Below are 12,102 nucleotides of genomic sequence, written 5' to 3' on the forward strand. Positions count from 1 at the left end.
GTGGAGTCCGCCGTGTCACTTTCGCTTTGGCAGCAGTGTCTTGCCCGATTGCAGGATGAGTTACCAGCCACAGAATTCAGTATGTGGATCCGCCCGTTGCAGGCGGAACTGAGCGATAACACGCTGGCTTTGTATGCGCCAAACCGTTTTGTGCTCGATTGGGTAAGGGACAAGTACCTTAATAACATCAATGGACTGCTGAACGATTTCTGCGGGTCAGATGCCCCGCAGCTGCGCTTTGAAGTGGGCACAAAGCCGGTCACCCAAACCGTTCGTGAAACCGTGAACGTAGCAGCGCCTGCTCAGGCCGCTCCTGCGCCGGCCCCTCGCGTCGCACCCGCTCGTCAGGGCTGGGATAATGTCCCTGCACCGGCTGAGCCAACCTACCGCTCTAACGTTAACGTGAAACACACGTTCGACAACTTCGTTGAAGGTAAGTCGAACCAGCTGGCGCGCGCGGCGGCTCGTCAGGTTGCTGATAATCCCGGTGGGGCCTACAACCCGCTGTTCCTTTATGGCGGTACGGGCCTGGGTAAAACGCACCTGCTGCATGCGGTGGGCAACGGCATTATGGCGCGCAAGCCCAATGCCAAAGTGGTGTATATGCACTCCGAGCGCTTCGTTCAGGACATGGTAAAAGCCCTGCAAAACAATGCGATCGAAGAGTTTAAACGCTACTATCGTTCCGTTGACGCGCTGCTCATCGATGACATCCAGTTCTTTGCCAATAAAGAACGATCGCAGGAAGAGTTTTTCCACACCTTCAATGCCCTGCTGGAAGGCAATCAGCAGATCATTTTGACCTCGGATCGTTATCCAAAAGAGATCAATGGCGTTGAAGATCGTCTGAAATCCCGCTTCGGCTGGGGCCTGACCGTGGCGATCGAGCCACCGGAGCTGGAAACCCGCGTCGCGATCCTGATGAAGAAAGCCGATGAAAACGACATTCGCCTGCCGGGCGAAGTGGCGTTCTTCATTGCCAAGCGTCTGCGCTCCAACGTGCGTGAGCTGGAAGGGGCACTGAACCGCGTTATCGCCAATGCCAACTTCACCGGTCGTGCGATCACCATCGATTTTGTGCGTGAAGCGCTGCGTGATTTGCTGGCATTGCAGGAAAAACTGGTCACTATCGACAATATTCAAAAGACGGTGGCTGAGTACTACAAGATCAAAGTGGCAGATTTACTGTCTAAACGTCGTTCCCGCTCGGTGGCGCGTCCGCGTCAGATGGCGATGGCGCTGGCAAAGGAGTTAACCAACCACAGTCTGCCGGAAATCGGGGATGCGTTTGGTGGCCGTGACCATACGACCGTGCTGCACGCTTGTCGCAAGATTGAGCAGTTACGCGAAGAAAGCCACGACATAAAAGAAGATTTTTCCAATCTAATCAGAACATTATCATCGTGACGCTATGAAATTTACCGTTGAACGTGAACATTTATTAAAACCGCTGCAACAGGTGAGTGGCCCATTAGGTGGCCGCCCAACGCTGCCTATTCTCGGAAACCTGCTGCTTCAGGTCGCGGACTGTACGCTGTCGCTGACCGGTACAGATCTGGAAATGGAAATGATCGCGCGCGTTACGCTGACGCAGCCGCACGACGCGGGCGCGACCACGGTTCCGGCACGTAAATTCTTTGACATCTGCCGCGGGCTGCCGGAAGGCGCTGAAATCGCTGTGCAGCTGGAAGGCGACCGTATGCTGGTGCGCTCTGGCCGCAGCCGTTTCTCGCTCTCCACGCTGCCTGCTGCGGACTTCCCGAACCTGGACGACTGGCAAAGTGAAGTTGAATTCACCCTGCCGCAGGCGACGATGAAGCGTCTGATTGAAGCCACGCAGTTCTCCATGGCGCATCAGGACGTTCGTTACTACTTAAACGGCATGCTGTTCGAAACCGAAGGTGAAGAGCTGCGTACCGTAGCCACCGACGGCCACCGTCTGGCGGTCTGTTCTATGCCGATTGGCGATTCACTGCCAAACCATTCGGTGATCGTGCCGCGTAAAGGGGTGATTGAGCTGATGCGTATGCTCGACGGTGGCGACACGCCGCTGCGCGTGCAGATCGGCAGCAACAACATCCGCGCACATGTGGGCGATTTTGTCTTCACGTCTAAGCTGGTTGACGGTCGTTTCCCGGATTATCGCCGCGTATTGCCGAAGAATCCGGACAAAACGCTGGAAGCAGGCTGCGACAGCCTCAAGCAGGCCTTTGCCCGTGCCGCGATCCTCTCTAACGAGAAATTCCGCGGCGTGCGCCTGTACGTGAGTGAAAACCAGATCAAAATCACCGCTAACAACCCGGAGCAGGAAGAGGCAGAAGAAATTCTGGACGTCACCTACGCCGGAACCGAGATGGAAATCGGCTTTAACGTCAGCTACGTGCTGGATGTGCTGAATGCACTGAAATGCGAGAACGTGCGCATTCTGCTGACCGACTCCGTTTCAAGCGTACAGATTGAAGATGCGGTCAGCCAAAGCGCGGCTTATGTTGTCATGCCAATGAGACTGTAATGTCGCTCACCCGTCTGTTGATCCGCGACTTTCGCAATATCGAAAGCGCGGATCTCGCTTTATCCCCTGGCTTTAACTTCCTGGTTGGCGCAAACGGCAGCGGCAAAACCAGCGTGCTGGAAGCCATCTATACGCTCGGCCACGGTCGGGCGTTTCGCAGTTTGCAGATTGGTCGCGTCATTCGCCACGAGCAGGAGTCCTTTGTTCTGCACGGGCGTTTGCAGGGGGCGGAGCGCGAAACCGCCATCGGCCTGACCAAAGACAAGCAGGGCGACAGCAAGGTGCGCATCGACGGCACCGACGGCCACAAGGTGGCGGAGCTGGCGCTGCTGATGCCAATGCAGCTGATTACGCCGGAGGGGTTTACTTTACTCAACGGCGGCCCCAAATACAGAAGGGCGTTCCTCGACTGGGGATGTTTTCACAACGAAGCCGGTTTCTTTAACGCCTGGAGCAACCTGAAGCGCCTGCTCAAGCAGCGTAACGCCGCGTTGCGCCAGGTAACTCGTTACGCCCAGCTGCGACCGTGGGACATGGAATTAATCCCTCTCGCGGAACAAATCAGCCGCTGGCGTGCCGAATACAGCGCAGGTATCGCCGAAGACATGGCCGACACCTGCAAACAGTTTTTACCCGAATTCTCTCTCACCTTCTCTTTCCAGCGCGGCTGGGAGAAAGAGACGGATTATGCCGAGGTGTTAGAGAGAAACTTCGAGCGCGACCGCATGTTGACCTATACCGCGCACGGCCCGCACAAGGCGGATTTCCGCATTCGTGCCGATGGTGCGCCGGTGGAAGACACGCTGTCGCGCGGGCAGCTCAAGCTCCTGATGTGTGCGCTGCGCCTGGCACAGGGAGAGTTTCTCACCCGCGAGAGCGGAAGACGCTGCCTGTACCTGATAGATGATTTTGCCTCGGAACTCGACGACGCGCGGCGCGGGCTGCTTGCCAGCCGCTTAAAAGCCACGCAGTCGCAGGTTTTCGTCAGCGCCATTAGCGCTGAACACGTTATAGACATGTCGGACGAAAATTCGAAGATGTTTACCGTGGAAAAGGGTAAAATAACGGATTAACCCAAGTTGAAATGAGCGAGAAACGTTGATGTCGAATTCTTATGACTCCTCCAGTATCAAAGTCCTGAAAGGGCTGGATGCGGTGCGTAAGCGCCCGGGTATGTATATCGGCGACACGGATGACGGCACCGGTCTGCACCACATGGTATTCGAGGTGGTAGATAACGCTATCGACGAAGCGCTCGCGGGTCACTGTAAAGACATCGTGGTCACCATCCATGCGGACAACTCCGTCTCCGTCACCGATGATGGTCGTGGCATCCCAACCGGTATTCACCCGGAAGAGGGCGTCTCTGCCGCGGAAGTGATCATGACCGTGCTGCACGCAGGCGGTAAGTTCGACGATAACTCCTATAAAGTTTCCGGCGGCCTGCACGGCGTAGGCGTTTCCGTGGTTAACGCCCTGTCGCAGAAGCTGGAGCTGGTTATCCAGCGCGAAGGCAAAATTCACCGTCAGCTCTATACGCACGGCGTGCCGCAGGCACCGCTGGCCGTTACCGGCGACACTGACAAAACCGGTACCATGGTACGTTTCTGGCCGAGCCATGAAACCTTCACCAACGTCACCGAATTCGAGTACGACATCCTGGCGAAACGCCTGCGTGAACTGTCGTTCCTGAACTCCGGCGTCTCTATCCGCCTGAAAGATAAGCGTGACGGCAAAGAAGACCACTTCCATTACGAAGGTGGTATCAAAGCGTTCGTTGAGTATCTGAACAAGAACAAAACGCCAATTCACCCGAATATCTTCTACTTCTCCACCGAAAAAGACGGTATCGGCGTGGAAGTGGCGCTGCAGTGGAACGACGGTTTCCAGGAAAACATCTACTGCTTCACCAACAACATTCCACAGCGTGACGGCGGTACTCACCTTGCAGGCTTCCGTGCGGCGATGACCCGTACCCTGAACGCCTACATGGACAAAGAAGGCTACAGCAAGAAAGCGAAAGTCAGCGCCACCGGTGATGACGCCCGTGAAGGTCTGATTGCCGTTGTCTCCGTGAAGGTGCCGGATCCGAAGTTCTCCTCACAGACCAAAGACAAGCTGGTCTCTTCCGAGGTGAAATCGGCGGTTGAACAGCAGATGAACGAACTGCTGAGCGAATACCTGCTGGAAAACCCGTCCGATGCGAAAATCGTGGTGGGCAAAATTATTGATGCGGCGCGTGCCCGTGAAGCGGCGCGTAAAGCCCGTGAAATGACCCGTCGTAAAGGCGCGCTGGACTTAGCAGGCCTGCCGGGCAAACTGGCTGACTGCCAGGAACGCGACCCGGCGCTGTCTGAACTGTACCTCGTGGAAGGGGACTCTGCGGGCGGTTCTGCGAAGCAGGGCCGTAACCGTAAGAACCAGGCGATTCTGCCGCTGAAGGGTAAAATCCTCAACGTGGAGAAAGCCCGTTTCGACAAGATGCTCTCTTCTCAGGAAGTGGCGACCCTCATCACCGCGCTGGGCTGCGGCATCGGCCGTGATGAGTACAACCCGGACAAACTGCGCTATCACAGCATCATCATCATGACCGATGCGGACGTCGACGGCTCGCACATTCGTACGCTGCTGTTGACCTTCTTCTATCGTCAGATGCCTGAAATCGTTGAGCGTGGCCACGTCTACATTGCACAGCCGCCGCTGTACAAAGTGAAGAAAGGCAAGCAGGAACAGTACATTAAAGACGACGAAGCGATGGATCAGTACCAAATCGCAATCGCCCTTGATGGCGCGACCCTGCACGCGAACTCGCACGCCCCTGCACTGGCCGGTGAGCCGCTGGAGCGTCTGGTGTCCGAGTTCAACGCGACGCAGAAAATGATCACGCGTATGGAACGCCGCTATCCGAAAACGCTGCTGAAGGAGCTGGTTTATCAGCCAACCCTGACCGAAGCCGATCTGAGCGACGAGCAGACCGTGACCCGCTGGGTGAACGCCCTGGTGACCGATCTCAACGAGAAAGAGCAGCACGGCAGCATGTGGAAATGCGATATCCAGCAGAACGCCGATAAGCAGTTCGAGCCTATTATTCGCGTGCGTACCCACGGCGTTGATACCGACTACCCGCTGGAACACGAGTTTGTGACCGGTCCGGAATACCGTCGTATCTGCACGCTTGGCGAGACGCTGCGCGGGCTGATCGAAGACGATGCGTTCATCGAACGTGGCGAGCGTCGTCAGCCGGTAGCCAGCTTCGAGCAGGCGCTGGACTGGCTGGTGAAAGAGTCCCGTCGTGGCCTTGCGATCCAGCGCTATAAAGGTCTGGGCGAAATGAACCCGGATCAGCTGTGGGAAACCACCATGGATCCGGAAAGCCGCCGCATGCTGCGCGTGACCGTTAAAGACGCGATTGCTGCGGACCAGCTGTTCACGACCCTGATGGGCGATGCGGTTGAACCACGTCGTGCCTTCATCGAAGAGAACGCCCTGAAAGCGGCAAATATCGATATTTAATCGTCGCTATACCGCACGATAACTGGCCGCGCTTTTAGCGCGGCTTTTTCGTGGGCGCAGGCATATCCAGCGACATCACGGACGGTAAACGGCTCGCCAGCGTATCTATCGCTATTCTTACCCTCAGCGGCAGATGCGGCGTCTGCTGCCACACGGCATGAACGTTGAAATGCACATCCGGTGCCTGCTTCAGGAGCGGGACGAGTTTACCCTGGTGAATATCTTTGACGACCATCCAGCAGGGCAGCCATGCAATGCCGTGTCCGGCCAGCGCAGCGTCGCAGATCGCCTGCAAATCATCCATGTTGAGCGACGATCGGGGCGTAAAGGTGTGCGACGTTCCTTCGCTATCCATCAGCTGCCAGGACAACACTCTGCCTGCGCTCAAATAGTTAATGGCCGTATGCTGGGGTAAATCATTAACGCTTTGTGGCTGGCCTTTCTTCAGCAGATACTCCGGCGCGGCGCACAGCACCATGCGGTGTTCTCCCAGCTTTCTGGCGACCAGCACGCTGCTGTCCTGAAGCGTGCCGTTACGCACCGCCATATCAAACCCTTCCTCGACGAGATCCACCACGCGGTCGCTGAATGACATTTCCAGCTCAAGCCCGGGGTGTTCCTGCGCCAGCGCTATCAGCAGCGGGGCGACACACTGGCGACCAAACAGCACCGGCATGGCAACGCGCAGGCGACCGGTGACCTGCTGTTTCCCTGTTTCAAGCAGCGATTCCGCACCCCTAATCTCCTCCAGCGCGCGCAGGCAGCGTTCATAAAAAAGGGCGCCGTTATCGGTCAGACTCTGGCTGCGGGTGGTGCGGTGAAAAAGACGTACCCCCAGCCGCTCCTCGAGGCGAGCGATGCTTTTTCCTACCGCCGAGCGTGACAAATGCAGGCGAACTGCGGCCTGAGCAAAACTTCCCGCCTCAACGGCGGCCACAAAAACAGGAATATCCTTCAGCGTATCGGTCATAGATTGTATCTATTCTGGCGTCAATGAAGAGAAAACTTATCGCCACTGGCGACCTTTAGTCAACGGTAGACTGTCAGGACTAAAGCTCATCTGATGGCAGGAGAAATAAAATGACAGAGACAATGCAACGCTGGTCCATGGACGCCCTCGGGCGCGAGAACCTTAAGCTGACTCAGGCACCCGTTCCACAGCCCGGCCCGGGTGAAGTGCGCGTACGGGTGAATGCCGTTGCGCTTAACTATCGCGATAAAATGGTTGTTGAAGGCACAATGCCGATCCCGCTTTCCTTCCCGTTTACCCCGGCGTCTGACATGGCGGGCGTGGTGGACAGCATTGGTGAAGGCGTTACGCGCTTCAAACCCGGCGCGCGCGTCATCTCAACCTTCTTCCCTGAGTGGATAGACGGTAAGCCGCAGGCGGACGCGCGCAATCTGCCCTATAAAACGTCCGGGGGATACTTCCAGGGCATGCTGTCCGAGTATGCGATTGTGAAGGAAGACGCGCTGGTGGCCTCCCCGGAGACTCTGGATGACGCCGAGGCCAGCACGCTGCCCTGCGCAGGGCTCACCGCCTGGTTTGCGCTGGTGGAGCGCGGCCAGCTCCGCGCCGGGCAATCGGTGCTGGTGCAGGGCACGGGCGGCGTGGCGATTTTCGCCCTGCAAATTGCCAAAGCGCACGGCGCAGAGGTATTTGTCACCTCGGGGAGCGATGAAAAGCTGGCGCTGGCCAAAACGCTGGGGGCCAGCCAGGGCATCAACCGGCTGAAAGGCGATTGGGCTGAAAATACGCTGGCGCTCACGCAGGATCGCGGCATCGACCATATCATCGAAACCGTAGGGGGAGAGAACCTGAAGCATTCCCTGCGCGCCGTTGCCGTTCACGGACGTATCTCCGTCATTGGCGTGCTGGCCGGGACGGAGATTACCCTCTCTGCTGGCGAACTGCTGCTGAAATCCCCCGTCATTCAGGGGATTGGCGTAGGCCACCGCCGGGCGCTGGAAGATTTTGTCCGCGCTGTTGACGTCACGGGACTGAAGCCGGTGATTGAGCATCGCTACCGTTTTAACGAGCTTGAACAGGCGTTTGAACATCTCGCTCGCGGGGCGTTTGGTAAAATCGTTCTCACCCGCGAGTAAGCCTTTGTTCCCCGGGATAAGCGTAAAAGGGGTGTTTCTGTTGCGCAATGTAGCTCTATTTTTGTGGGCTTAATCGCGTTAGCATGAGGCAGCACTCATTTATTCCGGGGAACTCATGGCTATCAAACTCATTGCAATCGATATGGACGGCACGCTGCTGCTGCCAGACCACACCATCTCTCCAGCCGTTAAAAACGCGATCGCCGCGGCGCGCGCGAAGGGCGTGAATGTGGTCCTGACCACGGGGCGTCCGTATGCGGGCGTACACAGCTACCTGAAAGAGCTGCACATGAATCAGCCTGGCGACTACTGCATCACCTATAACGGCGCGCTGGTGCAGAAAGCCGCAGATGGCAGTACGGTTGCGCAAACCGCGCTGAGCTACGATGACTACCTGTTCCTGGAAAAACTGTCCCGGGAAGTGGGGTCCCACTTCCACGCGCTCGATCGCAATACGCTCTATACCGCCAACCGCGATATCAGCTACTACACGGTGCATGAATCCTACGTTGCGACCATTCCGCTGGTGTTCTGTGAAGCGGAGAAAATGGACCCGGCGACGCAGTTCCTGAAAGTGATGATGATCGACGAGCCGGAGATCCTGGATAAAGCGATTGCCCGCATTCCGGCAGAGGTAAAAGAGAAGTACACCGTGCTGAAAAGCGCGCCGTACTTCCTCGAAATTCTCGATAAACGCGTCACTAAAGGCACCGGCGTGAAATCGCTCGCTGATGCGCTGGGCATTAAGCCGGAAGAGATCATGGCGCTGGGTGACCAGGAAAACGACATCGCGATGATTGAGTTCGCGGGTATGGGCGTGGCGATGGATAACGCGATCCCGTCGGTGAAAGAAGTGGCTAATTTTGTGACCAAATCCAACCTCGAAGACGGCGTGGCTTACGCCATTGAGAAGTTTGTGCTGAACTAAAAACCCGCTTACGATACCCTGATGCGATAACTGCGCATCAGGGTATCCTCATGAAACAAATCACCTTCGCCTCCCGTAACCACCAGCTGACAAACATCAATACCTGGACGCCGGACAGTCAGTGGCTGGTCTACGACGTGCGCCCGTCCGGTGCGTCGTTCACCGGCGAAACCATCGAGCGGGTCAATGTCGGTACGGGTGAGGTAGAGGTGGTTTATCGCGCCACCGACGGCGCGCACGTCGGCGTGGTAACCGTTCATCCCGCACAGGACAAATACGTCTTTATCCACGGCCCGAAAAACCCGAACTCAGAGTGGCACTACGATTTTCATCATCGCCAGGGGGTGATTGCGCAAAACGGTCAGGTGAGCAACCTGGACGCGATGGATATCACTGCGCCCTACACCCCAGGCGCGCTGCGCGGCGGCAGCCACGTCCATGTCTTCAGCCCAAACGGGCAGCTCGTCAGCTTTACCTATAACGACCATGTCCTGCACGAGCGCGATCCTAAACTTGATTTACGCAACGTCGGCGTGGCTGCGCCTTACGGCCCGGTGAACCCGCAGGGGAACCATCCCCGTGAGTATCCGGGAGCCTTCTGGAGCGTGCTGGTTAGCCGCACGACGCCTGACCCACAGCCGGGCAGCGATGAAATCAACCGCGCTTACGAAGAGGGCTGGGTGGGAAACGACAGGCTGGCGTTTATCGGCGACACCCTCTCTGCGCAGGGCGAAAAAGTACCCGAACTGTTTATCGTCGACCTGCCGAAAGACGAGCAGGGTTGGAAGCGTGCGGGCGATGCGCCGCTACAGGGCACGACAGAGACCCTGCCAGCGCCGCCTGCCGGGGTGATGCAGCGTCGATTGACCTTTACGCATCAGAGGGCATATCCGGGCCTGGTGAACGTACCGCGCCACTGGGTACGCAGCAACCCGCAGGGGACGCAGATCGCGTTTCTGATGCGGGATGATAACGGCATTGTGCAGCTGTGGCTGATCTCTCCTGAGGGCGGCGAGCCACGCCAGTTGACGCGCACCGGGAGCGATATTCAGTCTGCATTTAACTGGCATCCTTCAGGCGACCGTCTGGGGTTTGTGCTCGAAAACCGGATCGCCTGCTGCGACGCGCAGACCGGAGAGGTGACGTTTTTGACGTCCGATCACGGCAACCCGCCGTCTGCTGATGCGGTCGTGTTTTCCCCGGACGGGCGCGTTATTGCATGGATGGAAGAGACAGGCGGTTTCCGTCAGCTTTGGGCAACGGAAACCGCGCAGAACTAGCGTGGAGGCATCTCAGCGGGCGGGATGACGGCGTTTGTGGCCAGATTCTCCTGCTCGCTTTTTTCTACCCGTGAGCGCACGGAGCTGTCCTTACGAAACATATCCCACGGCAGCAGAAGCGTATCCGCCACGGCCGTAAACGGCATATCCAGGATAACCAGGGATTTGGTGCCCCAGTTTGTATCGTCATCGGAGATCATCGCCGCGCTGGCGCGCGTCCCCGGATATGTTCCTTCTTTACCGCCGGTGTGAGACATCACGCTCGAACACCCGCAAAGTAAAACTACCCCGCTGAACGTCGTCAGCTTTATCAGAACATTTTTCATCATCACTCAGTCATCGTTAATGGCACTGCATAGACCTGCAACTCAGGGTTATAGCGAGCCTTATCCAAAATGGATAGCCCGATAACCCCGCACTGTGGCAGCCATCGCAATTTAACCCTTTGTGCTGTTGTCCCAGTCTAAGCGAGATGCAGGAAAGTGCAAAAAAAAGTGCAGCTGTCGTGCTTGAAAAGCCCGATTGCAGACCCATTTTAAGAATGTGGCCCGATAACGAACTCGCCTGATGGGTGTTCGGGGGCGCAAAGGCCTGTCCATGGTGGAAGGCTACAATTTCTCGCTGATTTCAGGAGTTTTATTTATGCGTAACTTCGATCTTTCTCCGCTATACCGTTCTGCAATTGGTTTTGACCGCCTGTTTAACCATTTAGAAAATAACCAAAGCCAGAGCAACGGCTACCCTCCATACAATGTTGAGCTGGTTGACGAAAACCACTACCGCATCGCCATTGCCGTCGCCGGTTTTGCAGAAAACGAACTGGAGATCACCGCGCAGGACAACCTGCTGGTGGTGAAAGGTTCCCATACGGCCGAGCAGAAAGAACGTACCTACCTGTATCAGGGCATCGCCGAGCGCAACTTTGAACGCAAGTTCCAGTTAGCCGAGAACATTCACGTTAAAGGCGCGAACCTGGTCAACGGCCTGCTGTTTATCGAACTGGAACGTGTGATTCCGGAAGAGAAAAAACCGCGTCGTATCGAAATTAACTAATTACGCGGGTCGCGTGAGCGGCCCACCCGGACTTGCTTGCCGTAACGGGAGCATATGCGAATCCATCAGGATTTGCAGGAACAACTGCGCACAAAATTAAACTGTGCCGAACTCGCTTCTCAGAAGGAGATTTAGTATGCGTAACTACGATTTATCCCCCCTGCTGCGTCAGTGGATTGGTTTTGACAAACTGGCTAACGCCCTGCAAAGCAGCAATGAGCAACAGACGTTTCCGCCGTACAACATCGAAAAAAGCGACGATAACCACTATCGCATTACCCTTGCGCTGGCCGGTTTCCGCCAGGACGATCTGGACATCCAGCTTGAAGGCACTCGCCTGACCGTGAAGGGGTCGCCGGAAAAACAAGAGACCGAGACCAAATGGCTGCATCAGGGGCTGGTTAATCAGCCGTTTAGCCTGAGCTTTACCCTGGCAGACCATATGGAAGTGTCCGGCGCGACGTTTACCAACGGGCTGCTGCATATCGACCTGCTCCGCAACGTGCCGGAAGCCATCGCACCGCAGCGTATCGCCATTAGCGAGCGGCCAGCGTTAAACAGCTAATAGTGTGCGGGCTGATGCCCTCACCCCGGCCCTCTCCCACGGGGAGAGGGTGAAAAGATAAAGCCCTGCCCCGGCAGGGCTTTTTTGTGCGCCATCGCCCATACAATCGCATCCGGCTCTGAGAGAATCCTTATCATAACTAAGG

At 56.7% G+C, this 12,102-nt stretch carries 11 protein-coding genes and 1 other annotated feature; of the genes, 9 read left to right on the forward strand and 2 right to left on the reverse strand.

Features of this window, described 5'->3' with window-relative positions; genetic code table 11:
• Positions 1-12 precede the first annotated feature (12 nt).
• The 4 genes from dnaA to gyrB are packed head-to-tail and all read left to right on the forward strand — an operon-like array spanning position 13 to position 6,025.
• Positions 13-1,407, forward strand: a complete 1,395-nt coding sequence (dnaA, locus tag AC2TE5_RS00005; protein WP_010426558.1) for a chromosomal replication initiator protein DnaA — start codon at positions 13-15, stop codon at positions 1,405-1,407.
• A 4-nt stretch (positions 1,408-1,411) separates the two neighbouring features.
• On the forward strand, positions 1,412-2,512 hold the full coding sequence (gene dnaN / locus AC2TE5_RS00010) for a DNA polymerase III subunit beta (RefSeq protein ID WP_484612427.1): 1,101 nt from the start codon (positions 1,412-1,414) through the stop codon (positions 2,510-2,512).
• A complete protein-coding gene (recF, locus tag AC2TE5_RS00015; protein WP_032648574.1) occupies positions 2,512-3,585 on the forward strand; it encodes a DNA replication/repair protein RecF in 1,074 nt (357 codons plus the stop codon). The genes dnaN and recF overlap by 1 nt, the downstream gene beginning before the upstream one ends.
• A gap of 28 nt (positions 3,586-3,613) precedes the next feature.
• Positions 3,614-6,025 (forward strand): DNA topoisomerase (ATP-hydrolyzing) subunit B, encoded by a 2,412-nt coding sequence (gyrB, locus tag AC2TE5_RS00020; RefSeq protein ID WP_029741443.1) that lies wholly within the window; start codon positions 3,614-3,616, stop codon positions 6,023-6,025.
• 34 nt (positions 6,026-6,059) lie between these two features.
• Here the strand turns inward: gyrB and AC2TE5_RS00025 are convergent, their stop codons facing one another.
• On the reverse strand, positions 6,060-6,995 hold the full coding sequence (locus AC2TE5_RS00025; protein ID WP_484612428.1) for a LysR family transcriptional regulator: 936 nt from the start codon (positions 6,993-6,995) through the stop codon (positions 6,060-6,062).
• Between the two features lie 110 nt (positions 6,996-7,105).
• On the opposite strand from AC2TE5_RS00025, the gene AC2TE5_RS00030 reads away from it, so the two are divergent.
• The 3 genes from AC2TE5_RS00030 (at position 7,106) to AC2TE5_RS00040 (ending at position 10,339) form a co-directional block, all read left to right on the forward strand.
• Entirely contained in the window at positions 7,106-8,131 is a 1,026-nt protein-coding gene (locus AC2TE5_RS00030) for a zinc-dependent alcohol dehydrogenase family protein (RefSeq protein ID WP_484612429.1), read from the forward strand.
• A gap of 115 nt (positions 8,132-8,246) precedes the next feature.
• Positions 8,247-9,059: a sugar-phosphatase gene (gene yidA, locus AC2TE5_RS00035; RefSeq protein ID WP_213330459.1), complete on the forward strand. Its 813-nt coding sequence runs from the start codon at positions 8,247-8,249 to the stop codon at positions 9,057-9,059.
• 50 nt (positions 9,060-9,109) lie between these two features.
• Positions 9,110-10,339: a YidR family protein gene (locus AC2TE5_RS00040; protein WP_484612430.1), complete on the forward strand. Its 1,230-nt coding sequence runs from the start codon at positions 9,110-9,112 to the stop codon at positions 10,337-10,339.
• Here AC2TE5_RS00040 and AC2TE5_RS00045 read toward each other — a convergent pair.
• Positions 10,336-10,668, reverse strand: a complete 333-nt coding sequence (locus tag AC2TE5_RS00045) for a YceK/YidQ family lipoprotein (RefSeq protein ID WP_032640291.1) — start codon at positions 10,666-10,668, stop codon at positions 10,336-10,338. The two genes, AC2TE5_RS00040 and AC2TE5_RS00045, sit on opposite strands and share 4 nt — an antisense overlap.
• Before the next feature lie 248 nt (positions 10,669-10,916).
• Positions 10,917-10,988: a sequence feature (ROSE (Repression Of Heat Shock gene Expression) occurs in the 5'-region of heat shock genes and acts as an RNA thermometer to modulate expression.), on the forward strand.
• Here AC2TE5_RS00045 and ibpA point away from each other — a divergent pair.
• Entirely contained in the window at positions 10,982-11,392 is a 411-nt protein-coding gene (gene ibpA, locus AC2TE5_RS00050) for a small heat shock chaperone IbpA (protein ID WP_008500162.1), read from the forward strand. It overlaps the preceding feature by 7 nt.
• Before the next feature lie 136 nt (positions 11,393-11,528).
• Positions 11,529-11,957, forward strand: a complete 429-nt coding sequence (gene ibpB / locus AC2TE5_RS00055; RefSeq protein ID WP_108417247.1) for a small heat shock chaperone IbpB — start codon at positions 11,529-11,531, stop codon at positions 11,955-11,957.
• Positions 11,958-12,102: the final 145 nt, after the last annotated feature.

It is taken from the genome of Enterobacter sp. N5-15 (genome assembly GCF_057221635.1).